Annotated in this window: 25 protein-coding genes; 16 read left to right on the top strand and 9 right to left on the bottom strand. The window is 42.3% G+C overall.

What is annotated here, in order from left to right:
* Positions 1-6: 6 nt before the first annotated feature.
* From FMM05_RS07685 to FMM05_RS07670, 4 genes are all read right to left on the bottom strand, one after another.
* Positions 7-1,032 (bottom strand): IPT/TIG domain-containing protein, encoded by a 1,026-nt coding sequence (locus FMM05_RS07685; RefSeq protein WP_143372760.1) that lies wholly within the window; start codon positions 1,030-1,032, stop codon positions 7-9.
* A gap of 14 nt (positions 1,033-1,046) precedes the next feature.
* A complete protein-coding gene (locus FMM05_RS07680; RefSeq protein ID WP_143372759.1) occupies positions 1,047-2,642 on the bottom strand; it encodes a RagB/SusD family nutrient uptake outer membrane protein in 1,596 nt (531 codons plus the stop codon).
* Positions 2,643-2,653: 11 nt separating this feature from the next.
* Positions 2,654-5,842, bottom strand: coding sequence for a SusC/RagA family TonB-linked outer membrane protein (locus FMM05_RS07675; RefSeq protein ID WP_143372758.1), 3,189 nt, complete (start codon positions 5,840-5,842; stop codon positions 2,654-2,656).
* Positions 5,843-6,141: 299 nt separating this feature from the next.
* On the bottom strand, positions 6,142-7,017 hold the full coding sequence (locus FMM05_RS07670) for an AraC family transcriptional regulator (protein ID WP_143372757.1): 876 nt from the start codon (positions 7,015-7,017) through the stop codon (positions 6,142-6,144).
* A gap of 190 nt (positions 7,018-7,207) precedes the next feature.
* Here FMM05_RS07670 and FMM05_RS07665 point away from each other — a divergent pair, with 190 nt between their 5' ends.
* The 6 genes from FMM05_RS07665 (at position 7,208) to FMM05_RS07640 (ending at position 15,473) form a co-directional block, all read left to right on the top strand.
* The gene (locus tag FMM05_RS07665; RefSeq protein ID WP_143372756.1) at positions 7,208-8,362 is read left to right on the top strand and encodes a glycoside hydrolase family 26 protein; all 1,155 of its coding nucleotides are present in this window, start codon (positions 7,208-7,210) and stop codon (positions 8,360-8,362) included.
* A gap of 24 nt (positions 8,363-8,386) precedes the next feature.
* Positions 8,387-10,312 (top strand): sodium:solute symporter family protein, encoded by a 1,926-nt coding sequence (locus tag FMM05_RS07660; RefSeq protein WP_143372755.1) that lies wholly within the window; start codon positions 8,387-8,389, stop codon positions 10,310-10,312.
* Between the two features lie 46 nt (positions 10,313-10,358).
* Positions 10,359-11,540 carry a glycoside hydrolase family 130 protein gene (locus FMM05_RS07655; RefSeq protein WP_143372754.1) on the top strand — a complete coding sequence of 394 codons (1,182 nt, stop codon included), beginning with the start codon at positions 10,359-10,361 and terminating at the stop codon, positions 11,538-11,540.
* 2 nt (positions 11,541-11,542) lie between these two features.
* Complete coding sequence (locus tag FMM05_RS07650) at positions 11,543-12,724, top strand: AGE family epimerase/isomerase (protein ID WP_143372753.1); 1,182 nt, start codon at positions 11,543-11,545, stop codon at positions 12,722-12,724.
* 147 nt (positions 12,725-12,871) lie between these two features.
* Entirely contained in the window at positions 12,872-14,110 is a 1,239-nt protein-coding gene (locus tag FMM05_RS07645) for a glycoside hydrolase family 26 protein (protein ID WP_143372752.1), read from the top strand.
* A 61-nt stretch (positions 14,111-14,171) separates the two neighbouring features.
* A complete protein-coding gene (locus tag FMM05_RS07640; protein WP_143372751.1) occupies positions 14,172-15,473 on the top strand; it encodes a glycoside hydrolase 5 family protein in 1,302 nt (433 codons plus the stop codon).
* A 63-nt stretch (positions 15,474-15,536) separates the two neighbouring features.
* On the opposite strand, the gene FMM05_RS07635 is transcribed toward FMM05_RS07640, so the two are convergent.
* On the bottom strand, positions 15,537-16,232 hold the full coding sequence (locus tag FMM05_RS07635; RefSeq protein WP_143372750.1) for a hypothetical protein: 696 nt from the start codon (positions 16,230-16,232) through the stop codon (positions 15,537-15,539).
* An 85-nt stretch (positions 16,233-16,317) separates the two neighbouring features.
* Here FMM05_RS07635 and FMM05_RS07630 point away from each other — a divergent pair, with 85 nt between their 5' ends.
* Positions 16,318-16,689, top strand: coding sequence for a YchJ family protein (locus FMM05_RS07630; RefSeq protein ID WP_143372749.1), 372 nt, complete (start codon positions 16,318-16,320; stop codon positions 16,687-16,689).
* 158 nt (positions 16,690-16,847) lie between these two features.
* Here the strand turns inward: FMM05_RS07630 and FMM05_RS07625 are convergent, their stop codons facing one another.
* Complete coding sequence (locus FMM05_RS07625) at positions 16,848-17,177, bottom strand: hypothetical protein (protein WP_143372748.1); 330 nt, start codon at positions 17,175-17,177, stop codon at positions 16,848-16,850.
* A 160-nt stretch (positions 17,178-17,337) separates the two neighbouring features.
* Between FMM05_RS07625 and FMM05_RS07620 the strand changes: the two genes are divergently transcribed.
* The 7 genes from FMM05_RS07620 to FMM05_RS07590 all read left to right on the top strand — a co-directional run bounded on the left by FMM05_RS07620 (position 17,338) and on the right by FMM05_RS07590 (position 20,412).
* Positions 17,338-17,565, top strand: a complete 228-nt coding sequence (locus FMM05_RS07620; RefSeq protein WP_143372747.1) for a hypothetical protein — start codon at positions 17,338-17,340, stop codon at positions 17,563-17,565.
* Positions 17,566-17,607: 42 nt separating this feature from the next.
* Complete coding sequence (locus FMM05_RS07615) at positions 17,608-17,883, top strand: SemiSWEET family sugar transporter (protein WP_221932256.1); 276 nt, start codon at positions 17,608-17,610, stop codon at positions 17,881-17,883.
* A 104-nt stretch (positions 17,884-17,987) separates the two neighbouring features.
* Positions 17,988-18,458 (top strand): hypothetical protein, encoded by a 471-nt coding sequence (locus FMM05_RS07610; protein ID WP_143372746.1) that lies wholly within the window; start codon positions 17,988-17,990, stop codon positions 18,456-18,458.
* A gap of 9 nt (positions 18,459-18,467) precedes the next feature.
* Entirely contained in the window at positions 18,468-18,722 is a 255-nt protein-coding gene (locus FMM05_RS07605; RefSeq protein WP_143372745.1) for a hypothetical protein, read from the top strand.
* 30 nt (positions 18,723-18,752) lie between these two features.
* Positions 18,753-19,283 (top strand): CinA family protein, encoded by a 531-nt coding sequence (locus tag FMM05_RS07600; RefSeq protein ID WP_143372744.1) that lies wholly within the window; start codon positions 18,753-18,755, stop codon positions 19,281-19,283.
* Entirely contained in the window at positions 19,280-19,741 is a 462-nt protein-coding gene (locus FMM05_RS07595; protein WP_143372743.1) for a DUF2938 domain-containing protein, read from the top strand. Before FMM05_RS07600 ends, FMM05_RS07595 begins: the two co-directional genes overlap by 4 nt.
* Positions 19,738-20,412, top strand: a complete 675-nt coding sequence (locus FMM05_RS07590) for an MgtC/SapB family protein (RefSeq protein ID WP_235894379.1) — start codon at positions 19,738-19,740, stop codon at positions 20,410-20,412. Before FMM05_RS07595 ends, FMM05_RS07590 begins: the two co-directional genes overlap by 4 nt.
* 82 nt (positions 20,413-20,494) lie before the next feature.
* On the opposite strand, the gene FMM05_RS07585 is transcribed toward FMM05_RS07590, so the two are convergent.
* The 3 genes from FMM05_RS07585 to FMM05_RS07575 all read right to left on the bottom strand — a co-directional run bounded on the left by FMM05_RS07585 (position 20,495) and on the right by FMM05_RS07575 (position 22,147).
* Positions 20,495-21,217 carry an SRPBCC family protein gene (locus FMM05_RS07585; protein WP_143372742.1) on the bottom strand — a complete coding sequence of 241 codons (723 nt, stop codon included), beginning with the start codon at positions 21,215-21,217 and terminating at the stop codon, positions 20,495-20,497.
* A 139-nt stretch (positions 21,218-21,356) separates the two neighbouring features.
* Positions 21,357-21,656, bottom strand: coding sequence for a hypothetical protein (locus FMM05_RS07580; protein WP_143372741.1), 300 nt, complete (start codon positions 21,654-21,656; stop codon positions 21,357-21,359).
* Positions 21,657-21,688: 32 nt separating this feature from the next.
* A complete protein-coding gene (locus FMM05_RS07575; RefSeq protein WP_143372740.1) occupies positions 21,689-22,147 on the bottom strand; it encodes a hypothetical protein in 459 nt (152 codons plus the stop codon).
* Between the two features lie 224 nt (positions 22,148-22,371).
* Between FMM05_RS07575 and FMM05_RS07570 the strand changes: the two genes are divergently transcribed.
* Complete coding sequence (locus FMM05_RS07570; protein ID WP_143372739.1) at positions 22,372-23,469, top strand: SGNH/GDSL hydrolase family protein; 1,098 nt, start codon at positions 22,372-22,374, stop codon at positions 23,467-23,469.
* Complete coding sequence (locus FMM05_RS07565) at positions 23,459-24,844, top strand: sialate O-acetylesterase (RefSeq protein WP_143372738.1); 1,386 nt, start codon at positions 23,459-23,461, stop codon at positions 24,842-24,844. The genes FMM05_RS07570 and FMM05_RS07565 overlap by 11 nt, the downstream gene beginning before the upstream one ends.
* Positions 24,845-24,847 lie beyond the last annotated feature (3 nt).

The following is a 24,847-nucleotide window of genomic DNA, read 5'->3' as shown; positions in this document are numbered from 1 at the left end:
CAAATTTTAGTCGACTGTATAGCCTATATTATCAAAATAATAATCGTGGACTTCACCTGTAAATTCCTGGAATGTAATATTTTGAAGCGCCGCAGGCACGCCTCCTAATTCTGCCCAGGTATAGGTGTATTCTTTCCACTGAGTAGTAGTCTCGAACGATTTTGTTGCATCGCCCCAGCCGTTTCCGTTAAATACCAGTACCAGTTTACCCGGCGTGTTAGAACGTATAGAGAAATGGATACCTGTGTATTGAGAGGCAGTTTCATCATAATTCCAGTTGCCTTGGATGTTATCCCAGCCATTAATGGTTTTTTTAATGAATGTAGTGCCCTGAAAAGCCTCCGACTCATTAGTTACATACTCATGGTTGTTCCATGATTCTATATCCCACGGAGCGTAAAAAGCATCATCATAAATAGCCGTACCTACTGCGGTGCTCCATTCTGATTCGCCCGAAATTGTAGATACTGCAACCTTTTTGCGGTTAGAGCCCGCAGGCATGATAGCTACAATTCTTGTTAACGTGCTCGAAACAATTTCTGCCGGAACGCCACCTACGGTTACAATAGGGTCTAAGAAGAATGAACCATATATTGTAAACTGTTCGCCATCGGGTGTATTAACCGGGTTAATACTGCCCACAATAGGGGCAGGGGGAGCAACTACAAATGTATAAACTACGGTACCGCGGTTGGTAACCAGCTTCATTTCATCGGGTGCATTTTCATAAGGTGTATTCCTGTCTATTGTAACTAATATAGCAGTATCAGTTACAAAAGCCGGGTTAAAATAAGTATCGGTATCATTAAAATACACTTTTTGCAGCCCCGTGAAGCCTTTACCTCTTATGATATACATATTATCGGCATAGCCTTTATCTACAAGAGAGTCGTTTTGTGCAAGGCTTACGCTATCCACAGTTGGGGCACCGCCGGTTCCGGCAGAATCGTCATCGCTACATGAAGCCAGCGATGCGAACACTAAGAACACTCCAAGTATTCTTAGCAGCACATTAGTTTTCAATTTTTTCATTTTCAATTTTTTGTTTAGTTAAACTGGTAAGGTACCGGTGGTTGTGTTAACAATGGGTTTTTAGCCACATCATTATCAGGGTATGGCAGGTAAAAGTCATTCTCGCTTGGAGTATAGTGCTCCTCACTGTTCATGTTACCTCTGTTTTGGGCAGCGATGATAGCAATGGCTTCAGCTCTTGGCAGCCTGCCAAGGTCAAACCAGTAATCGCCTTCAAAACATAGCTCTTTTCTTCTTTCTGTAAAAATATCCTCAAATGTAATGCTTGTAGCCGCCGGTTGGCCTGCTCTTAGCCTAACGGCATTAAACGATGCCAGTGCTCCTGCATCTGATGTGTTTCCTGCTCCTGCAAGTACAGCTTCGGCGTGAATTAAAAGCAAATCTGCATAACGCATAATGTAAGTGTTATTTTGCATCATCGCCCAGTTGTCTATTGGCCCTGTAGCCGAACCATTTACAATACCAATTACATATTTTTTAATGGCTGCACCGGCGCCCTGGCCACCAATCTGGTCGGCAGCAGGAACGGTAAACCCAATCTGTGGGGTGGTACCGTTTAAAAGTACTTTAATATCAGGATAGCTTTCGCCCGGGAACATAATTGTTTCGTGCCTTCTCCTGTCGGTCACATCATAAAGGTCAAGCACATCCTGAGACGGGCCAAACACACCACCATAGCTTGTATTACTTGTAGTTACTGCAGCTGTGCTGATACCAAACTGCGTGTTGCTGTTATTGCCAGACCCGTAGTTACCATCGGTAACCCATTGAATAGCAAAAATAGACTCTTCATTGTTATTATTAGGATACGTAAATAAGTCGGCAAAGGATTTGTTGGGAAGCTCTGCGCCACCAAGCAACTTAAATTCGCCGCTGTTAATTACCTGCTCGGCCATTTGCCTTGCTTCGTTATATTTTTTTTGATATAAATATACTTTAGCAAGCATTGCTTTAGCCGATCCTTTACTTACACGTGCGTTGGCCGTATAGGTTGCGCCTCTTGTTTTTTCGTAAAGATTATCTATCGCTTTTTGGTAATCCCTTTCAATTAACGTATAAATATCTTCAATCCTGTTTGTTGGTATATCAGGCGTGTCAAGATAATCAACGTTGTTTTCTATGATAGGCACAGTGCCCCAAAGCCTTACAAGGTAAAAGTATGCTGTAGCCCTCATAAAATAGGCTTCGCCTACGGTGTTATTAAGGACTTCCTGACTTACGCCGGGACCTACACGGTCGGGCAAAAAGTTAATGATCATGTTAGCCTGTGCTACGTTTGCCCATAAAGAGCTCCAGCCATTAACCAGTTCCGGGTCGCTACCGTTGATAGCAAAAGTACGCATGGCGTTAACATCGCTCGATCCTGTGTACATATTACCCGATCCTACCTCTGTTACCGCCCAAAAGAACTTGTTTCCAAACTGAAACCAAGTCCTGGCATACATACCGTTGGTGGCCGATTCTACCTGATCATTATTATTATAGTAGTCGTCTATAATTAAAGAGTCATCAGAACTTCTTTCTGTAAATTCTTTTTCGCACGATGATAATGTGCCCAATACCAGTGCCAGCACTGCTATCTTATATATGTTTGTAAATCTTCTTTTCATTTTGCTTTTTATTAGAATTCTACGTTTACACCAACAGAAATTGTTCTTGGGCTTGGGTACCTGCCGTTATCAATACCTGTAAGTAATTGATTTTGATTGTACGAGCCAATTTCAGGATCGTAACCTTTGTATTTGGTAAACGTGGCAAGATTTTGTACCGAGCCGTAAAGCCTTAACCTGGTAAGTTTTATTTTAGAAATAAGGTCGGACGGAAGGTTGTAACCTAACGTAAGGTTTTGTATCCTCATGTACGAGCCGTCTTCTATATAACGGGTAGAGATGTTAAGGTTGGGGTTGCTTGAACTGTTTATAGCCCTTGGAACATCGGTATTGGTATTGTCGGCACTATAATAGTTTTGAGTACCCTGTAGCGCATTTTGATACAACTGTGCATTACTTGTACCGGCCCTCCTTACAAGGTTCATGACATCATTACCATATGATCCCTGAAGGAATACTGACAAGTCGAAATTTTTGTATTTAAAGTTGTTGGTAAAACCATAAGTGAATTTAGGGTGCGGGTTACCTATAAACGTCCTGTCTTTAGCATCTATAACATTATCACCGTTGATGTCGCGGTACTTCACATCACCCAGAGAAGTTTGCCCTGCGCCCGGCCCAACCGACTGGCCAAACTGTAGTGGCGCTGTATCAAGTTGTTGTTGTGTTGTAAATAATCCCTCGGCAACATATCCGTAAAACATACCTATTGGCGATCCTAAAAGTGTGTTGGTAACAATGTAGGGCTGGTAACCATTCATGTTTACCTCTTGTGTAAGTACAATTCCGTTATCAATTGCAGTTAACTTGTTCTTGTAGTGCGAAATTACGAGGGTAGAGTTGTAGCTAAAATTGCCACTACCTTTTGTGTTGTAATTTAATGTTATATCATAACCGTTGTTCTCCATTGTACCAAGGTTAGAGAATGGAGCCGATAAACCGCCATATTGGCCGCCACCACCTGTAAGGAACAATGCTAACGGGTATTGGAATAGAAAACCATCCGATTCCTTTTTATAGAAATCTACACTTGCGTTGAATCTGGAATCGAAAAGTGAAAAATCAATACCAAAATTGGTTTGCCTCATACTCTCCCATGTTAAATTTGGCTCAGGGAAATTGATTGGTAATACACCGGGGCCTATACCCGAGTTTTGCTGACCAAGGTTAGATGAGTAAAGGAAGTTGTCAATTTGCTGGTTACCGGTTTCACCGTAGCCTATCCTAAACTTAATGTTGTCTACGTATTTACGCGTGCTTTCCATAAAAGCTTCATTACTAAGCTTCCATGAGCCTGCAACAGCCGGGAAATAACCCCACTGGCTATCAGTACCCGCATAAAACTTAGACGATTTATCGCCCCTGTATGATGCCGAAACGCTGTATCGGTTATCAAAATCATAAATGAAACGGCCAAATAAAGAGTATAATGAAGCACTGCTTTTATATCCTGATGTCCTTGTCTGGTCTGGATCGGCAAGGTTTGGCGTATAAGCATTGTTACTCAAAAAGCCTGTTGCATAAATAGTTGTACCCTCCCAGTGGCTGTCATTAGCTTCCTGTCCGGCAAGTACTGTTATTTTATGTTTACCTAAGCTTGTATCATAAGTAAGTAAGTTCTTTAAGTTGGTAGAGTACCAGTTCTGATCCCTTTGGTTAAGGTCGGCAGACTGGTTAATCTGTACGCCCCATGCATAAGTAGGTACAAAGTCTTTATTGCTCGAAAACTCCGTATTAGCGCCAAGCTCAAACCTGTATTTTAAACCTTTAAGAAGTTCTGCTTCAGCATAAAAACTGCCTAAAAAGTTTTTCCTTTCCAGTTTATTATTCCTTACTAAGGCTTCGGCAACCGGGTTAAAGTAAGTAGAGTTAAGGGCATTGTCTAGTGGCCCGGCAAAAGTACCATCAGGGTTGCGCACCGGTATATCCGGAGCCTGAAGTAATGCATTACTAATTATACCACCAAAACTCTGGTTAATAGTAAGTTGCTCATTAGTAATACCCGTACTTAGATTGGTACCCACGCGTAGCCAGCTTTTTACTTTAGAGTCTACATTGGCACGAAGGTTATACCTTTTGTAGCCTGAGCCTAAAAGGGTACCTTCTTGGTTTAAGAAACCACCTGATATATAGTATGATGTATTTTCTTTAGCGCCTGAAAATGACAACTGGTGGCTGTAAGAGTTTGCGGTCCTGTAAATAGCATCCTGCCAGTCAGTTCCGCCGCCCAATACTTCAGGATGCATAAATTCCGGACGGAAATCATCAAGGCTGTAGCCAAATGTCTGCCATAAATTCTTTTGCCACGCGGCATACTGGTTAAGAGGAAGTACATCTAATTTTTTGTAGATGGTTGAGGTAGAGCTGTAACCTTCGTACGTTATCTTACCATCGCCTTTTTTACCTGATTTTGTAGTGATGATGATAACACCATTAGCACCCCTTGATCCGTAAATTGCGGTTGCAGAGGCATCTTTAAGAATGTCTATGCTTTGAATATCGTTAGGATTTATCATAGACAATGGGCTAACGGCGTTGTTACCGGCACCTCCTGATGATGAAAAATCGCTGCCGGATATTGGCCTGCCACTCATGGTCTTAGCATCTCCGGAAACCGGTACACCATCTATAATATATAGTGGCTCGTTAGTTCCTGATATAGAGGTTGTACCACGTACCCTTATGGATGCCGCACTGCCCGGCTGGCCTGAGTTGTTGGTTACCGATACACCCGCTGCTTTACCCTGCAACATCTGGTCTACAGTGGTTTGCTTAAGGTTTTCTAAGTCTCTCGCTTTAATGCTTGACACAGAGCTGTTAATATCATCCCTTTTTTGTGTGCCGTAACCAATAACAACCACTTCATCAAGGGTTTTTGCCTCTTCGGTTAGGGTCTGGTTAATTTCTTTTCTGCCTTTTACAGCAATTTCCTGTGTGGTAAAGCCTATAAAGCTAAATACCAGTGTACCGTTTTCGGGCACTTCTATACTGTATTGCCCATCAAGATTTGTAGAGACACCTGTAGCTGTGCCTTTTACTGTTACATTAACGCCGGGAATAGTCATCCCTTTGTCATCAGACACCACACCTGTTACCGTGTTTTGAGCCTGCATTGTGCCTGCAAAGCAAAGCATTAGCAAGTAAAACAGGGTCTTACCCCTGGTACACCAGTGTGCTAAGTCGTGTAATTTGTTACCCATAATAAATTTGTGTTTGGTTAGTTACTAATTCCTAAGAAAATAAACGGTTTAATTTAGCTATCAATAATTTTCGGGTTCATTTATTGATAAAAACAAATTTATGCGGAGTTGTTACGTTGTTGTTAATATTATTTTATCATTTGATGATAATATTTTCGCTAACGTTTGCGTAAAAACAATACTATATAGTATAGGGATGAATATTTGAATATTTAATATTTTGAAATACAGTGTGTTAAAGTGTAATTGTCTGTTGTGTAGATAACTTCCTACAGTTGTATTTTTTAATCAAAGGGGATTTATAAAAAGCGTTTCATGCCATAAAACTCATCGCGGTATTGGCTTGGAGTTGTGTTTTTAATGCTCTTAAAAATGCGGTTAAAATTGGCTATATTATTAAAGCCTGACTTAAACGCAATTTCAGAGATACTGAGGTCTTTTTCAACCAGCCAGCGTGCCGCATATCCTACACGAATGTCGTTAAGATAGTTTACAAAAGTTTTATTGGTACGTTTTTTTATAAAACGGTTAAATGATACGGGGCTCATACTCGCAATACCTGATACTTCTTCGAGGGTAATTTTGTTGGAGAAGTTTTTTTGTATGTACTCGTACACCAACTTCATTTTGTCGTCATCTTCAAAAACGTCGTTATCAACGGTAAAGGTAGAAAGCAAACGTTGATTGCGCGAGTTGGCCATGTCATGCAGTATTGATATCATTTCTAAAAAATAGTCCATCCCGTCTACTTTAGATATGTTTATAAGGCGTTGCGCCAGTTCTGCCCCAATTTTTTTAGAGAACAATATGCCGTGGTTGGCACGGTTAAACATATCTTTAATGGGCATCATGATTCGGCGGGCTAAAAGCGACTCGCTAAACAGGTCGTTATGAAACTGTATGGTAATTTCGTGTATGTTCTTGTTCTTGCATTTATTCAATTCCCAGCCATGGTAAAGGTTAGGGCCCACTAATACAAGCTCTACATCATCAATCTCTTCTATGTGGTCGCCCACTATGCGTTTTACACCCTTACCATTCAAAATAAAGTTAATTTCGTATTCAGGGTGGTAGTGTATCGGGAACTCAAAAGTATCCTTTAACCGGTCAAAAACCAGGAAGCTGTCGCCTTTAGTTAGGGGTGGTATCTCACGAAGAAACTTTTGATTGTCCATTGCTCAGAATTTATTTGCAATTATATGATATAAAATTGATAAAATAATATTAACCGTGATTTAAGAGTAAATATATCTTTGGCATTATCAAAAAAGTGTTGATAAAATTACACTGTTGTAAATATTAGACCAAATTATTTAAGAATTTTACAATGTTAGTGAATTCTTTATGAAGCACATGCAAATATAAATGAAAAATAAAATTACAATACTACTGGCAGTTTTTTTTGCAGTTTCCTGCAAAAGCACATCGCAAACCAAGGCGGTTGTGCACACTCCCGTAGACAAAAATGCCACAGCGGAAACGGTTGCGCTGTATCAAAATCTTTTTAAAGCAAAAGAGAAAGGCTTTATGTTTGGCCATCAGGACGACCTTGCCTACGGTGTTAACTGGCGTTATGAGGAGGGTAGGAGCGATGTTAAAGATGTAACAGGAGATTACCCTGCGGTTTACGGTTGGGACCTTGGGAGGATAGAAACAAAATCAGACAAAGATATTGATGGTGTGCCGTTTAACAAGCAACGCGAGTTTATAAAACAGGTGTATGACAGGGGCGGTATAAACACTTTTAGCTGGCACATCAATAACCCATTAACCGGTAAAGATGCCTGGGATAATGCATCCGGCACGGTAGCCTCGATACTTCCCGGAGGGGCGCAACACGAAAAATTTAAAGGCTGGATGGATGATGCAGCCAATTACTTGCTTTCTTTAAAAAGTAGCGATGGTAAACTGATCCCGATTTTGTACAGGCCGTATCATGAGTTTACCGGAAATTGGTTCTGGTGGTGCAAAAATACTACCACCCCTGAACAGTTTAAGGAACTATGGAAATTCACGGTAACGTATTTTGAGAAAAAAGGGGTTCACAACCTTATCTACGTTTATAATACATCCGATTCGGGCATTGCCAATAAAACCGACTTTATGGAATACTATCCCGGCGACGAATGGGTAGATATGGTTAGTTTTGATATCTATCAGGGAGGTAATACGCCGGAGAAGCTTGAAAAATTTAGTACCGACACTAAAAAGATGGTTGCTATTATTGATGAGGTGGCTACAGAGCACAAAAAGCTTGCGGCCATTGCCGAGACAGGTTTTGAAGAAATACCTTATGCCACATGGTGGACGGAAACACTTGTAAAAGCTATAGGTAACTATAAACTGTCGTATGTTTTAGTATGGCGTAACCACGGCTGGAACGAGGGTATGACCCCGCCACACATGCATTACTATGCGCCTTACAAAGGGCATAAATATGAAGATGATTTTGTGAAGTTTTATAACCTGCCACAAACCCTTTTTCAAAAAGACGTAACCAAACTTAAACTATACAAATAATCGCGCGCTGCGCGACAAACCCATATGAGATTAACAACTATAGACCTCTCAATAATTGCACTTTATTTTATAATGATGGTGGTAATAGGCATCGTCATGAAAAACCAGGCAAAGAAAAGTAAAGACAGCTACCTTTTAGGTGGTAAAAAATTACCGTGGTACATGCTGGGCCTTAGCGATGCCAGCGATATGTTTGATATTAGTGGCACAATGCTACTGGTTAGTATGGCTTTTTTATACGGCTTTAAAAGCGTTTGGATACCGTGGATGTGGCCAGTGTTTAACCAGGTTTTCTTAATGGTCTTCCTAAGCAAATGGCTGCGCCGTAGCAACGCTACCACCGGTGCCGAATGGCTGGGTACGCGCTTTGGCCTTACAGATAAAGGCGTTCGCCAAAGCCATGCTATAGTAGTGGTATTCGCCTTAATGCTTTGTATAGGCTATATGGCCTATGCATTTGTAGGGGTAGGGGAGTTCCTTGAAATTTTTATTCCGTATCAAACCATAAAAGATATTTTTCCGTTCCTGGACCAGAATTTAGAACAGTTTACAATAGGCACACAACAATATACCGATGCGCTTATTGCTGCCAAGCACTTTACTGCACAGTTTTACGGGGTAAGTATTTGCCTTATAGCAACTTTCTACAGTATTGTGGGTGGTATGCACGGTATTGTATTGGCCGACTTTATCAAGTACATGATCATGATCGTATGTTCATTATTTGTGGGTACGATTGCGATGAATGCATTAGCCGATTCAGGTATTGTACTTGCCGATAAAATGCCGCTTGGGTGGGACGACCCGTTATTTGGAATGGAACTGGGCCTCGACTGGCAAAATATTCTTGCCGATGCACAGGTTAAGTTAGAGAGGGATGGTTACAAACTGTTCTCTGCCGTAGTTGCCATGATGTTTTTTAGTGGTGTGCTTAAAAGCCTTGCAGGTCCTGCACCCAACTACGATTGCCAAAAGATATTAAGTACAAAATCGCCCGAAGAAGCCAGTAAAATGAGTGGATTTATCTCTATTATACTGCTCCCTATCCGTTATTTTATGACGATGGGTTTGTGCATACTGGGCGTGTTATATTTTAAAGACCTTGACCTTGGGCACACAGCCGATGGGGTAAATTTTGAAAGCATTATGCCGGCAGTAATAAGCAAGTACCTGCCTGTTGGGTTGGTGGGGCTTGTGCTGGCAGGTTTTCTGGGCGCCTTTATGAGTAATTTCTCGGGTACGCTAAATGCAGGTCAGGCTTATATTGTAAACGATATTTACCTTAAATACTTTAAGCCTGAAGCCAGCAGGAAACAGATCATTAATATGGGATATGTATCGGGTATTGTTATGGTAATACTTGGTGTAGGCTTAGGGCTTCTGATAAAAGACGTAAACATGATATTTAATATCATAACAGCAGGACTATATGGTGGTTTTGTATGTGCCAACGTGCTTAAATGGTACTGGTGGCGCTTTAATGCCAACGGCTTCTTCTGGGGTATGTTTGCAGGTATTGTGGCAAGCGCCATTCCGCCGGCACTATCAGTAAGTGGTGTGACCCATTACTTTGATGGTACTCGTATGCTGTACTTCTTCCCGATATTTTTTCTAATACAATTTATAGCCTGTGTGGTGGGCTCGTATGCCGCACCTCCAACAAATACTGATACGCTTGTAAACTTCTATAAAACCGTAAGGCCGTGGGGCTTTTGGAAACCCATACGCGATATAGCACAGCAACAAGACCCTACGGTAGAACGCAACAAAAACTTTGGTGTTAATATGGCAAACGTTGCCATGGGTATTACCGGGCAAATACTGCTAACGCTGCTGCCTATGTACTTTATCCTCTCTAAATGGATTGGCTTTGGCATTGTACTGGCACTTTTAGCGGTAATTTTTATAGTAATGAAAAAAACCTGGTGGAACAGGCTTACTGACTTTTAAATCTGAATTTTTAATACCTCAATAAAATATACAAATGGGTAGCGATATGATTACTGAAAACAGGGTTAACATACCTAATTATGATGCACTGGTTAAGGCACATAATGAACTGATAGAAAAAAAGAACGAACCGTTTGCAGCAACAAACGGTGTATATACGCGCTACATAAACCCTGTGGTTACCGCAGCCCACGCCCCTTTAAAGTGGAGGTACGACCTTAATGCACAAACCAACCCGTTTGGTATGGAGCGCATTGGTATTAATGCAGCTTTTAACGCGGGTGCCACAAAATTTAATGGTAATTACATTCTTGCCGTCAGGGTAGAGGGCACAGATCGTAAATCGTTTTTTGCCATTGCCGAAAGCCCTAACGGTGTAGATAATTTTAAATTTTGGGATAAGCCCGTGGTAATTCCGCAATTGGAAGAACCCGATACCAATGCTTACGACATGAGGCTTACCCAACATGAAGACGGCTGGATATACGGTATTTTTTGTACCGAGCGCAAAGACCCTAATGCCCCTGCAGGAGATACCAGCATGGCAGTAGCCAATGCAGGTATCGTTCGCACAAAAGACCTTGTAAACTGGGAGAGGTTGCCCGACCTTATTTCAAGGACAGGACAGCAGCGCAATGTGGTGCTTCACCCTGAATTTGTGAATGGCAAATATGCATTGTATACACGCCCGCAGGACGGATTTATAGACGTGGGCAGCGGCGGTGGTATTGGCCTTGGCTACGTAGATAATATGGAGAACCCTGTAGTTCAGGACGAGAAAATTATCTGCGGTAAAGTGTACCACACCATTTACGAACTTAAGAACGGCCTTGGCCCTGAGCCTATTAAAACGGATAAAGGCTGGCTGCACATGGCACACGGCGTGCGTAATACGGCTGCCGGATTGCGTTATACCCTGTATATGTTCATGACAGATCTTAATGATATCTCTAAAGTAATTCACCACCCGGCGGGCTATTTTATGGCTCCGGAAGGCGAAGAACGCGTGGGCGATGTATCTAACGTGTTGTTTACCAACGGCTGGATTGCAGATGAAGATGGTACGGTATTTATTTACTACGCATCATCAGATACGCGCATGCACGTAGCGGTTTCATCGGTAGAAAAACTAGTAGACTACGTGGTTAACACCCCTGAAGATACTTTTATATCGTCAGGATCGGTGCAAACCATCATCAAACAAGTAGATAACAACAGCAAACTATAATAATGGCTTCGTTAAAAGAAGAAATGCACACCGAGTTGTTTTCCATTTTAAAATATTGGGAGCGTAATATGGTAGATAATCTAAACGGTGGCTTTTTAGGCACTATAGATTATAACAATATTAAAGACTACAATGCCGAAAAAGGCTCAGTATTAAATGCCCGCATTTTGTGGGCATTTTCTGCTTCGTATGCGGTTACTAAAGACCCAAAACATCTTGAAATTGCCGAAAGGGCGTACCAATATATAATTAACCATTTTTACGATGAGCATTTTGGGGGGATTTTTTGGAGCCTGAATGCAGATGGTTCTCCTAAAGATACCAAGAACCAGATCTATGCGCTGGCGTTTACTATTTACGGACTATCCGAATTTTATTCGGTTTCCTATAACGAAGAAGCATTACAGCTTGCCATCAGACTGTTTAAAAAAATAGAGGAGCATAGTTTTGATAAAGAGCACCTTGGTTATTTTGAAGCTTTTACGCGCGATTGGAAACCTATTGACGATCTTCGCTTAAGCGATAAAGATGCCAACGAGAAAAAGACCATGAATACCCACCTGCATATTGTAGAGGGGTATGCCAACCTCTACCGTGTTTGGCCCGATGCGCATCTTAAAGAGGTGATTACGCAATTGCTTAATACCATAAACGACCATTTTATTAATGCAGAAACGGGCCATCTTCACTTATTTTTTAATGAGGAGTGGGTGGAAAAACCGGATGTTATTTCGTACGGGCATGATATTGAGGCGGCATGGCTGTTACAATGGTGTGCAGAAGTTATTCAAGACGAAAGCCTGATTGCCATTTACAAAACGCATGCGGTTACTATGGCCGATGCTGCATTTAAAGGTATCGATGCGGCTGATGGCGGATTGTGGTATGAATTCGACCCGCACAGCGAAGAGCTGATTGCTGAAAAACACTGGTGGCCGCAAAGCGAGTTGCTAATAGGTATGGTAAATGCATGGCAGCTTACGGGCAACCAAAAATATCTGGATGCAGCACAAAACAACTGGCAATTTGTGAAAGGTTATATTATTGACACTCAAAATGGCGAGTGGATATGGGGTGTAAACTCAGAATATTCTAAAATAGAAAAGGATAAAGCCGGTTTTTGGAAATGCCCTTATCATAACTCAAGGGCATGTTTAGAGCTTATTGCCAGGCTTAAAGATTAAATACCCTTAAATATTTGACAATCTGAATAAATAGTATCTTTTTTTGATAAAAAAGCAGTAGTTCGAAAACGATTGAAACGGTAATTTCACTTTAATTTAATTATCACTTTATACTAATTTAAAGTGCCTCACTACTACTACTACATTATGAACAGGAAAAATTTATTCAGATTTGCTTTTTGCGCTATTTTTGTAACATTGGCATCGTGCTCAGGCAGTGATGACGGCTATGCAGGTATAACACCACCCGTGGAAGTATTTCCCGAAGAAGATGTGTTTAATCAGGACAATATACGCTCGTATATGTCCGACCCTAACGCTACTGCCGAGACTGTAGCGCTGTTTTACAACCTTAAAAAACTTCAGCAAACAAAATACCTTATCGGGCAGCAGGATGCCTTTAACAGCTTTTATAACGATGCCGGAGGGGCATCTGACATTAAAAAAGCTACGGGCAGCGACCCGGCATTATTGGGGTCGGACTTTATGTTTATAACCGACGACCAGAATACCGGAGACCCATCTAACTGGTATTACCAGCAGGAGCTAAAAATTACGCAGGATGCGAAAGAGGCTTACGATAAAGGCATGGTAAATATATTTTGCTGGCACTTTAGGGAGCCTTACGAGGGCGTTGATTTTTATGCCGATAGCATGACCGACGAACAAAAGCAAAATGCCTTTACAAGCATACTGCCGGGTGGCGAAAACCACGAATACTATAAAGCAAAACTGGATAAAATTGCTGATGTATTTAATAACCTGAAAGGAACTGATAATAAGGTTATTCCGGTTATTTTCCGCCCGTTTCATGAGTTTGATGGCAACTGGTTTTGGTGGGGCAGCGCTTATTGCACGCCGGAGCAATACAAACAGGCGTGGCAGTTTACAGTGCAATATCTAAGAGATACGAAAAGCGTACACAATGTGCTGTATGCTTTTTCACCGGATAACAGCTACACTACCGAGGCCAATTACCTGAGCCGCTATCCCGGCGATGATTATATAGATGTTTTAGGCATGGATAACTACGGCGATTTTGCAATAGGGGCAAGCAATGGTATCGTAACGGCAAACAACAAGCTTAAAATGGTATCGGACATTGCGCACGCTAAAGTCAAAGTTGCCGCAATGACCGAGACCGGCTGGCAGGTATCGTCGGGCAATCCGGTAATACCTACGTTTTTCAACACCAATATCTACACCGCTATGACGGCTAATGATGTACAGCTTGCCTTTGTAATGTTTTGGAATAATACCGCTACAGGCTACTATGTACCCCCGGCAGGGCAAAGCAATACCCAGGATTTTATAGATTTTACAAAGAGGGCAGAGTCGGTGCTGCAAAATAATATCCCGGATATGTATACCATGCCGGCGGAATAGTTTTCAGTCGCAGTATTTAGTATTCAGCCAAAATGAAAAGTAACAATTCGATAAAACCAACATGAAGAATACATTTAAGATGTTGCTATGTGCAGCGGTTCTGCAAACGGGTGTGGCTTGTACAGCACAAAAAGTACAGGAGCCGCAGCGTATTACAGTGAAGGGCACGCAATTTTATAAAGGTGATAAACCCTACCATTATATTGGTGCCAACTATTGGTATGGGGCACTGTTGGCTGCTAAAACCGGTGGTGACCGTACCCGACTGGCAACCGAATTAGACCAGCTTAAAGCCGATGGCATTGATAACCTGCGCATATTGGTTGGCGCCGAAGCAGGAACCCAGGATTTTACCGTTACCCCGGCGCTTCAGCCTAAGCAGGGCGAGTATGATAACAACCAGTTAGATGGGTTGGATTATCTGCTTTCTGAAATGCGTAAGCGTAATATGTATGCGGTACTGTACCTTAACAACAACTGGGAGTGGAGTGGCGGTATGGCGCAATACCTGGAGTGGAATGGCCAGGGACCATTGCCTAACCCTAACATTAAGCCCAATACATGGCCGCAGTTTATGGATTATGTAAAGCAATTTCATAAATGCCAGCCCTGTCAGGAGGCGTTTAAAAAACACATAGAGTACATTTTAGGCCGCACCAATGCGTATAGCAGAGTTAAGTACACTGATGATAACACCATCATGGCCTGGCAAATAGCTAATGAACCGCGTGTTTTTACGGCTGATAATGAGCAGGCTTTTACAACATGGCTTAATGATGTGGTAAATGTTATAGACCGCCTTGATGGTAACCACCTTATCTGTACCGGTAGTGAAGGTAAGGCGGGCTCGGCAGATGATATTGCCATTTACGAGCGCACCCACAACAACCCTAAAATAGATTATTTAACCATGCACATATGGCCTAAAAACTGGGGCTGGTACAAGCATGATGCGGCTAAAGAAACATTGCCCACAGCCATTAATAAAACTATTGGCTATATAGATGATCATATTGCTGTTGCACAGTATTTAGGCAAGCCAATAGTTTTAGAGGAATTCGGGTTACCAAGGGAAAACGAGAGTTTAGACAAGAAATCATCGGTTGCCCAGAGGGATGCCTTTTACAAAGCTATTTTTGAAAGGCTTGCAAAAAGTGTAGCCAATAAAGAAGCTTTTGCCGCCCTTAATTTTTGGGGTTTTGCAGGCACAGGGGCCAACGATCCCACTAACGGCAAATGGAAAGAAGGCGATGCCTTTACCGCCGACCCGCCGCAGGAACCACAAGGGCTTAACTCGGTTTTTGCAACCGACACGTCAACACTTAATATGATAAAAGACTTCAATAAAAAGATAAGGAAATAATAAAAAGGGCCGCAAGGCTCTTTTTTTGTGGGATATAATATGGCGACTTAGGTAATTGCTCACTTAAAATTTATACATGGTTCTCCATTCATTTAGGGATTTTGGGAGATTTTCATCGCTTGGAAAATTAGCCTGTACAAATTGAAATTGCTCAGGAGTAAGCAAAACCATTCTCCCGCCATTACCACTATTTATTGGATAAAATGCTTCGTTACTGCCCTGCCGTGATAACTGATCGTTTAGCATTTCAATAAAATTAATAAATGCTAAATCCCAGTCAGTATCATTAAAATCTTCGTCATAAGCGGTGTATTGCTTTCCGTTAAGGATTATTGTGTGTTTCCAGTGCTTTTCAGCCTGAATAATTTTCTCGTTTGAATATTCTAACTTTAAATCAAGTTTTTCGAATGAAATTTTTACAACATCGAGATACTTTGTAAGGCCGCCAATTTCAAAAAGCTCTTCGCAATCAACAACATAAAAGCGGTTATCAGTATATTGTGTCGTTTCACCTTTCATCTTTCCATCAAAAAAATGCAGGGTGTTATAAGATTCCTCAACAGCAAGTTTTGTTTCTGTAATATCGATAGCATCCGTAAGGTCAAAAAAATGTCGTTTATCTAAACCATCGGCAATTTGCTTACCGGTAAGTTTTACAGTAGTTACCGTTTGTTTACTTTTAGATTCATTAATCGGTTTTGTTTTAGAGTTGCAGCTAAGTATAAAAAGGCTTACAACGAAAAGTAATAATTTGCTCATGTATCTTAAAATTAACTATGGATAGTATGATGGCTAAAATACTATTTCATATTCAGTTATCTTTGCGCTTCGTAAAAATAAAATTATGGCTTATTGTTATTGCGGCTCATCACAACCTTATACAACCTGCTGCGAACCCTATATAAAAGGTATAAAAAAAGCGCCAACAGCCGAGGCGTTAATGCGTTCGCGCTATAGCGCCTATGCTGTACATGCAGCCGATTATTTATGGGAAACCACCGCGCCTAAGGAGCGCAAATACCACAGTAAAGCAGCCATGTTAGAGTGGGCAAAGAGCAACCAGTGGCTCAAGCTGGAAATCCTTACAGCTACAGAAACTGTAGTAGAATTTAAAGCGTATTACCTGGATAGCAACTTAAAGGCACAGGTGCACCACGAAACATCTACTTTTATAAAAGAGCAGGATAGTTGGTATTATAAAGATGGAACGTATTAATTAAGCGTTCAAAAGCTCCGGCGGAGCGACATCTATAGAAATAGAATACATCCTGATACAAGAACTCCGGAGGAGCGGCATACCGTATGCCGCTCCTCCGGAGTTCTGATTTTTTTTGCTATGTAGCTATAAATATAACGCTCCGCCGCAGCTTACAATTATGCTTTCTTTACCGCCGACTTTTTAGCGGTTCGCGCTTTTTTAGTCGCTGTTTGTGTGGTATCCGTAACCTTTTCAGGGGCAGAGGTACTCTTAACATGATCGTTGGTTATCATTTCGTCCTTACGGGTTTGTGTACCATCAAGCTTCCGTTCGTTTTTATGGGCCGCGTCAGGCTTAATTTCCATTTCTTTTTTGTTTTTCTGCACTACCTCTTCGGTAGTTTTAGAGGGTACCTGTTTAGCAGGCTGTTCCTGCGCCGGTGTGGTTTGTGCCTGTGCAATGCCAAAGGCAAACAGTGCAGCAAGCGATAAAAATATCTTTTTCATGGTTTTGAGTTTTAATTGTTTTGCTATCTATGTTTTAATATTTTATGAAGTTACCCTTTAAAATCGGGTACTGCTGTTAACTCCAAGTTAATCAAGCGTTAAAAGCTATTGCATGGCTGTTAAGTGCTGTAACTTTATACAGCAGCACTATAAATGATTTATGAAACGGTATAAAAACTTAGAAGGCCACAGCGGGGTAACAGGGTATGAAATTACACCTGATGCTATTGCCGTACAGTTTAACAATAATGCCGTATACCGCTATACCTATGCCAGTGCCGGTAAGCGCGTTATAGAAAAAATGAAACAGCTGGCAACCGCCGGTAAGGGCCTGAGTACCTATATAAGCCGCAAGGTTAAAGAAAAGTTTGAAGATAAGATACCGTGATACCCTCCTAAAACTACAAACAATAACTAAATGGATAACTAAATGGATAACGTTGAGATTTTAGGCCTTATAGCTGCCGGTTTTGTTACCGTGGCAAACATACCGCAAACCATAAAAATTGTAAAAACAAGGTCTACAAAAAGTATATCGGCTATCACCTATGCCATGCTGTTTGTAGGCATGGTATTGTGGGTAATTTACGGCATTTATAAAGACGATCTGCCTATTATAATGGCTAACAGCATTGCAGCAGCCCTATGCGGTACTATTTTAACGGTTAAATGCCTGGCAAAATTCCGTGGTAATGAGACAAGTTAACGGCTTCTTAAAAATGTTATATAATTGCTAATTACCTAAATGTTAAGACACTTTAGTGTTTTGTATTGATAACTTTAGTAGTACAAACCAAAAAATCAAATAGTATGAGAAAGTCAAACATCATAAAAAATAGCCTGTTAGCCACAGCGTTGGTTGCGGGTATGCAAATAGTAACATCATGCGATGGCTGTAGCCGAAAAAGCGATACTATGACCACTACCGAAGGCAGGGTTGACACGGTTTATATAGATACCTGTATGACACCTCATGATACCGTGGCAATGGGTTATGATGGTACAGGAGCATCGGGCAGGAGTATTCGTGCTAATGCAGCAACGTCATCTAATGCGGGGTCGTCTTCAAACAATAATGCCACAGCAGCTTCTGGTACAGCCAAACCTAAAAAAGCAGGCCTTACTGAGGAAGAAATTACCGATAAGGTAGAGAACAGTAGCAGCCAGGTTGGTAAACCTGTTAATAGCGGTGGTACATCGGGTACAGGCCAGGGAACCGGTACCGGCAGCACAGGTAACAACTCAAGGGTTACAACTAAAAAAGACCAGTTAACTCATTAATTTTTTACTATGAGCCAGTTAAACGATAACCCCGGACAAGGAAATCGCGGCGGGCAGGAGTATGGGGAAAGTAACCATCATCAAAGCCAGCGCGACCAGGATAGCCAACGCCATGAAACCACACCATCTGAAGAAAAGCTGAAGCAGGAACATAATGAAGAAATTTCTGCCGATGAAAAAGAGGATGACAAATTTAGCCCCGGAGAGGCAGAGCAATATAATCCGGATTGCCACAGACTAAGGCCTGGTTTAATAGTCGTTTGATGTAATTAAATGTAACTAAACCTAACTATTATGGCCTCAGAAAGTATTATTATAAGCAGCAGGCGCATGGCCGAAAAAGGCCTGAAAATAGCGCTTGCCGAGAGTGCCACTGCCGGATGGCTGGCATCGGAGTTTTCGCTTACGCCAACATCGGGTGGTGTGCTGTTGGGCGGTATCGTGTGTTATGATGCCTGTACCAAGGAAGAGCTTTTTGATATCCCAAACGAGATCATTGAAAAGTACACCCCGGAATCGGCTGAAGTTACACGGCTTCTTGCCGAAAGGCTTAGCAAATTCTTTAAAAGTGATATTGCCGTGGCCATAACCGGCCTTACTGCCCCCGGTGGTAGCGAAACCGCCGATAAGCCTGTAGGTACTATGTTTATACATATAAAGCTGCCGGGTAATCGTTATTGTGCCCACCGTGAGGTTTTTGATGGCGTGCCCGAAAACATAATCTCCCAAACTATTGAGCGCACCGGAGAACTGCTTATAAAGCTTGTAGATGAATTAGATTCGGATACCATCGATGATTCTGCCACTCAAAATAAAGCATCATGAAAGCGCCGCTAAAGATAATCCTTGCCGGTATTGTGGGCACATCGTTCATGACGCTTTACAGCTATTACAGGGCTAAAAAAGAGAACCAACAGTATGAGGAGCCTGAGCTGCTTAACAAGCTTATAGACCGCAACAATGCTGTTGATGTAGATGTGAACAAAAAACACGCTGCAGGGTGGGTTGCCCACTATGGCGTTGGGATGCTATTTGTTTTAGCCTATTGGGTGCTGTATCGCAGGGCGTTGCATTCGCCGGGGCCTGTAAAGGTATTGCTGGTAGGCAGTGCAAGTGCTGCAACGGCAGTAGGCGCGTGGAAAATCATGTTCTCTGCAAGCCCTAATCCGCCCGATAATAATCGTTACGGCTATTACAGGCAATTGGCAATTGCACATCTCATCTTTACCCTATTTGCACTTTCAACCTACAAAATCTTAGATAGTAAAACCCCATCGTCATGATGTTACCGTGGACAGAAATAGCGCTTCGCCTTGCCCTTGCTGCCATTTTTGGCGGTGTAATTGGTATTGAACGCGAGCGTAAAGACTGGGCCGCAGGTACCCGTACCCACATGATGGTATGCATGGGGTCGGCATTAATTATGCTGGTCTCGTCGTTTGGTTTTATGGATATTGTAGGTGAGGATTATGCCGAACTCGATCCCTCCCGTGTGGCAGCCCAAATTGTAAGCGGTATTGGGTTTATTGGGGCGGGTGCCATACTGTTCAGGAAACCCGCAACAGTGCTGGGTTTAACCACAGCTTCGGGGTTGTGGACGGTAGCCGGTATAGGTATGGCAACAGGTGGGGGTATGTATATTGCAGCCGGGATCACTACACTTTTTTCTATCATAATTTTATGGGGGATGCAGCCTTTACAGCGAAAATTTTCCAGTAAATTCCAAAAAAAGATACTCAGGATAACGGCAAAGGCTAAAGCCAACCCGCGAAAGATCATCAATACATTGCTTGAAACTGAAGAGGTAGATTTTGCCAATTTTTCGGTTACTAAAACATCCAAGGTCTGGATCATAGAGATCATCCTGGAAAAGCCGGGCAATCAGCGTTTCATGGAAATCGTAGACGAACTTCAGCACGAAACTTTCATCAAAAAAATATCATGGGATAAATAGAGAGTTAACAGTTTTAAGTTAACAGTTTACAGAGGGGTTAGAGTACTAAAGCCGTAAACTGTTAACTTAAAACTTATAACTATTAAGTAAATATAGCCACCGTTTCCTGTTGTAGCTTTTGCGGAGTACCGGTTTCCATATAGCGTTTAAAGCCCATGATATCATTGCGTACCATCTTTTCAAATACGGGGTTCAGCAGCCTTGCCACTTCTTCGCCTGCATGGCCAAGTGCCGAATGGTAAGAGAACACTACATGCACCAAAGTACCCAATTCTCCGGCATCTTTAAATTCTACTTTCCCAGCATTGTAAATCCCAGATCCCGGTAACGACCTCCAGCCTATATAGCGGTGCGGTTCTTCGGCCACTATCTCAGCCTTCCAGCTAACAATATTGCCAAGTGCAGGCACTTTAACCTTCCATTCCGATGCTGTATCGCTCAAAACGGTAACACTTTCTAAATGCTCCATAAACAAAGGCAGGTTGCCTAAATGGCGCCAAAAATTATACACATCGGCCACGGGGCGTTTTACAATAAGCCTCGCATGAATGTTTATGTTCGAGTCGGCCGGTTTAGCCGGTTTCTTAAACAACTTGCTACCGTTCTTTACATCCACATCGGCAACAAAGCCTTTAATGCCGCGGTATATCATAAATCCGGCTGCAGCAATTTGCAGCAGGCTTTTCTTTTCCTTTCTTAAGGCATCATACATAAGATAAGCGCCACCCACAACAGATACGGCACGCTCTACCTGGCTTATCGTTTTTTCACTTGGTGTTACTATAAGGTTCTCTAACTTTTCCATAAAACCGGTATAATTTTGATTGGTTATCCTAACTTAAAAATAAGAAACCTAAAGGTATGTAGCGTGTACTTTAACACTACCTTACAATTAGGCATGAAAAAACCCCATAAAGGGGTTTCTCAGCTTCAACTCAATTGCCTTATGGCTTAGTAGTGGTAGTACCTGTACCGGTGGTGTTTCCTGTAGATGTAGGAGAGGTTGCCGGGTTGGTATTCTTTGTTTTCTTTTTTTCAGGCATCGTTTGGTCCTGCGGCGCTACCGTAGTACTGCTGCTGGTAGTAGTCGTAGTTTTAGACTTCTTATCCTTTTTAGGATCAGTACGCATCTTCTCTGTTTTAGTGGTCTTGGTACTGGTTGTCTTTGTACTTGTGGTATCGGTCTGTGCCGATGCTATACCGAAGATCAATATAGCGCCCAACGTTAAAAATACTTTTTTCATGACAGTATGTTTTTTGAATTACTTGTTGCTGATTAAGGCCTTGGTGTAACAGTTGTAGGCTGCTGTGATCCCGGATTGGTTGTTGGTGAACCTGTAGTTCCTGATTGTGAATTAGTAGACGTACCCGGGTTACCTGCCCTGTAATTGTTGTTTGGGTTGGTAGGCGACGTACTTGGCACATTTAAAGGCGTAGTAGGAGGCACAGTAGTTTGTGGTGTGGTAGTACTTGGTGTTATCCCATTTGTGTTTGGGGCACCATCGGTACGGGGGGTAGGGCTAAGTGAGCGCCTGTCGTTTGTGGAATTTGTACGTGTCCTGTCGGCAGCGGTTCTTGCCCTATCCGCCTGTGTGCCTGTTGTTGTTGGCGTAGTTGTTGTAGGCGTGGTAGTTGTAGGTACTGTTGTCCTGTTAGGATCTGTAGTTGGCGTAATCTGAGCTGATGCAATACCAAAGGCCAGTACTGCTCCCAGCGTTAAAAATGACTTTTTCATAATCGTTGCTTTTATATTATACTATAAAGTTAGATAACGCTATTTGGATTAACTGTCTGTTTTTGTATTAATTAACCTTGGTTTAACTACACTTTGGCATAGCTTGTTAAATGGTGTTAAGTGCCCCTACAGTGTTTAAATTGCATTATATTTTGATGTAATTATATCGGCTTACTCAAACGATTTTTTATAATTTGCATCCTCAAAATTTAACTATCGCATTTATGCCTGTTCCTCACAAATTACTATCGCTTTTAATAGTGACTGCTTTTGCCTGTATAGGCGGCACATCAACAATTACAGATACCTCCGTTTATACCACAAAGGGCCGTACCGAACAGCTCGATGCCAATAAAATCGGGCTTATTGGGTCGGCGTCATCGGTAACATTTGGGTTTAGGGGTACAACCTGCACGGTAAATCTCGACACAAAAGATACCTTTGTGCATAACAACTATGCTGTTATTGAGGTAGATGGTCAATACTACAGCCGTGAAACCATAAAGCCCGGAGGCACCGCTATAGCTATAAAGGTTAAGCAGGAGGGATCACATACCATAACGGTTTATAAAGCTACGGAGGCTGCCAATGGCACCGTAATTTTTAAGGGTGCTGATGGTAAATTATTTAAGGTAAAGGATGAAAAACCTAAAAAGAAAATCGAGTTTATTGGAGACAGCATTACCTGTGGCATGGGGAACGATACCCTTGCAATACCCTGTGGTAAAGGCGAATGGTACGATCAGCATAATGCTTATTATTCCTATGCGCCCATTGCGGCAAGGGCTGTTGATGCCGATTATGTGCTGAGTTCTGTATCGGGCATTGGTATGTACCGCAACTGGAACGATGAGCATGATAAAGAGGCCATTATGCCCGATGTTTATGAAAACCTGTACCTGAATAAAGACAATGCTAAGCCTTATAAATTTGGCTATAACCCCGATGTTACCTGTATTGCATTGGGTACCAACGATTTTAGCCTGGGCGATGGGAAAAAGGCACGCCTTCCGTTTAACGAAGATAAGTATGTAACCAACTATGTGAATTTTATACAAACGGTTTACAAACATGCGCCTAACACGCAAATAGTGCTGTTAACCAGCCCAATGGTTACGGGAGATAAAAGCGAAAAGTTTGTAAAATGCCTTAACAGGGTTAAGAGCCTGGTTAATGCCAAAAAGGGGCATAAAGAGGTTAAGGTGTTTATATTCAAATCGGTAATTCCTCATGGTTGCGGTTCGCACCCCGAAATTGAAGATGATAAGCTTATGGCGGCGCAACTGGCCTCTTTCCTAAAAAATGTATTGAATGAAAAGTAATAGATTAAGCCGCTTATTCAGGCTATTTGCTTTAGCGGTTACAGGCTCATCCTTAGCCAATGTATCGCTGCCCTCTTTCTTTGCCGATAACATGGTATTACAACGCAATGCTGAGGTAAAACTGTGGGGTTGGGCCAGCCCAAACGAAGAGATTACCATTACCACCGGCTGGGACAACAAGCAATACAAGGTAACGCCGGATAATCAGGCCAATTGGGAGCTGACTATCAGTACTCCCGGTGAGGGCGGCCCGTATACCCTTAATTTTAAAGGCTATAACGAGGTTACATTTAAAAATGTGATGCTGGGTGAGGTGTGGCTGTGCTCCGGGCAAAGCAATATGGAGTGGACAGCCAACTCCGGTATTGATAATGCCGAGGCAGAAATTGCTGCTGCTAACTACCCTAATATCAGGTTTTTTACAGTTGCTAAACGTACTGCAAAATCGGCCCAATTAGATTTAGAGGGCAACTGGCAGGTGTGCTCGCCCGAAACCATGAAATACGCCAGCGCAGTGGGCTACTTCTTTGCGCAGCACCTTCAGGAAGACCTTAAGAATGTGCCCATTGGCATCATCAACTCCAGTTGGGGAGGCACCCCGGCAGAGATTTGGATGCCAGCCGATTATATTGCTGAAGATGAGGTGCTTGCTGCTGCGGCTGCGAAACATACCCCCGCCAAATGGGGGCCTATAGAGGCAGGGCGGGCATACAATGCCATGATAAACCCGCTTGTGGGCTTTAAGCTTGCCGGGGTACTTTGGTACCAGGGCGAAAGCAATGTGGGCAGCAGCGTGTATGATAAGACTTTAGGCGGGCTAATTGCTTCATGGAGAGGTGCATGGAAGGATGATTTCTCGTTTTATTATGTTCAGATAGCGCCCTATAAATATGAAGGTGATATGCGGCAGGGGGCTGTTATACGGAATTCGCAACGCCTTGTTTTGCAGCAGATTCCTAAAACGGGTATGGTAGTTATTAGCGATGTTAGCCCGGTAAATGATATCCATCCGCGAAACAAACGCCCTGTGGGCGAGCGCCTTGCCAACCTTGCATTGAATGATCATTACCAAATAAACAAAGGCGTAGTAAATGGGCCGCTATATAAAAACCACGAAACAAAAGGCAGGAAGCTAACAGTGCATTTTGATAACGCTAAAGGGCTGTATTTTAAAGACAAAGCCAATATGTTTGAGATTGCGGGGCAGGATGGAGAGTATCATCAGGCAACTGCTAAAATAGTAAACGATGCCGTTGTGCTTACCAGTGATAAAGTGGAAAAGCCTGTGCATGTGCGCTTTGCATGGCACAGTGCCGGGCGTGCTAACCTGTTTAACGGTGCCAACCTGCCTGCCAGTTCTTTTATAAGTGAATAATCC

This window comes from Flavobacterium zepuense, from assembly GCF_007097145.1.
In the GTDB taxonomy this organism is placed as follows: Bacteria; Bacteroidota; Bacteroidia; order Flavobacteriales; family Flavobacteriaceae; genus Flavobacterium; species Flavobacterium zepuense.
The sequence above is the reverse complement of the archived record's forward strand: the minus strand, read 5'-3'. Positions and strand labels throughout refer to the sequence as shown.

Coding starts and splice junctions, on each gene's coding strand:
- FMM05_RS07685 (WP_143372760.1), bottom strand. CDS start 1,032: ATGAAAAAATTGAAAACTAATGTGCTGCTAAGAATACTTGGAGTGTTC.
- FMM05_RS07680 (WP_143372759.1), bottom strand. CDS start 2,642: ATGAAAAGAAGATTTACAAACATATATAAGATAGCAGTGCTGGCACTG.
- FMM05_RS07675 (WP_143372758.1), bottom strand. CDS start 5,842: ATGGGTAACAAATTACACGACTTAGCACACTGGTGTACCAGGGGTAAG.
- FMM05_RS07670 (WP_143372757.1), bottom strand. CDS start 7,017: ATGGACAATCAAAAGTTTCTTCGTGAGATACCACCCCTAACTAAAGGC.
- FMM05_RS07665 (WP_143372756.1), top strand. CDS start 7,208: ATGAAAAATAAAATTACAATACTACTGGCAGTTTTTTTTGCAGTTTCC.
- FMM05_RS07660 (WP_143372755.1), top strand. CDS start 8,387: ATGAGATTAACAACTATAGACCTCTCAATAATTGCACTTTATTTTATA.
- FMM05_RS07655 (WP_143372754.1), top strand. CDS start 10,359: ATGATTACTGAAAACAGGGTTAACATACCTAATTATGATGCACTGGTT.
- FMM05_RS07650 (WP_143372753.1), top strand. CDS start 11,543: ATGGCTTCGTTAAAAGAAGAAATGCACACCGAGTTGTTTTCCATTTTA.
- FMM05_RS07645 (WP_143372752.1), top strand. CDS start 12,872: ATGAACAGGAAAAATTTATTCAGATTTGCTTTTTGCGCTATTTTTGTA.
- FMM05_RS07640 (WP_143372751.1), top strand. CDS start 14,172: ATGAAGAATACATTTAAGATGTTGCTATGTGCAGCGGTTCTGCAAACG.
- FMM05_RS07635 (WP_143372750.1), bottom strand. CDS start 16,232: ATGAGCAAATTATTACTTTTCGTTGTAAGCCTTTTTATACTTAGCTGC.
- FMM05_RS07630 (WP_143372749.1), top strand. CDS start 16,318: ATGGCTTATTGTTATTGCGGCTCATCACAACCTTATACAACCTGCTGC.
- FMM05_RS07625 (WP_143372748.1), bottom strand. CDS start 17,177: ATGAAAAAGATATTTTTATCGCTTGCTGCACTGTTTGCCTTTGGCATT.
- FMM05_RS07620 (WP_143372747.1), top strand. CDS start 17,338: ATGAAACGGTATAAAAACTTAGAAGGCCACAGCGGGGTAACAGGGTAT.
- FMM05_RS07615 (WP_221932256.1), top strand. CDS start 17,608: ATGGATAACGTTGAGATTTTAGGCCTTATAGCTGCCGGTTTTGTTACC.
- FMM05_RS07610 (WP_143372746.1), top strand. CDS start 17,988: ATGAGAAAGTCAAACATCATAAAAAATAGCCTGTTAGCCACAGCGTTG.
- FMM05_RS07605 (WP_143372745.1), top strand. CDS start 18,468: ATGAGCCAGTTAAACGATAACCCCGGACAAGGAAATCGCGGCGGGCAG.
- FMM05_RS07600 (WP_143372744.1), top strand. CDS start 18,753: ATGGCCTCAGAAAGTATTATTATAAGCAGCAGGCGCATGGCCGAAAAA.
- FMM05_RS07595 (WP_143372743.1), top strand. CDS start 19,280: ATGAAAGCGCCGCTAAAGATAATCCTTGCCGGTATTGTGGGCACATCG.
- FMM05_RS07590 (WP_235894379.1), top strand. CDS start 19,738: ATGATGTTACCGTGGACAGAAATAGCGCTTCGCCTTGCCCTTGCTGCC.
- FMM05_RS07585 (WP_143372742.1), bottom strand. CDS start 21,217: ATGGAAAAGTTAGAGAACCTTATAGTAACACCAAGTGAAAAAACGATA.
- FMM05_RS07580 (WP_143372741.1), bottom strand. CDS start 21,656: ATGAAAAAAGTATTTTTAACGTTGGGCGCTATATTGATCTTCGGTATA.
- FMM05_RS07575 (WP_143372740.1), bottom strand. CDS start 22,147: ATGAAAAAGTCATTTTTAACGCTGGGAGCAGTACTGGCCTTTGGTATT.
- FMM05_RS07570 (WP_143372739.1), top strand. CDS start 22,372: ATGCCTGTTCCTCACAAATTACTATCGCTTTTAATAGTGACTGCTTTT.
- FMM05_RS07565 (WP_143372738.1), top strand. CDS start 23,459: ATGAAAAGTAATAGATTAAGCCGCTTATTCAGGCTATTTGCTTTAGCG.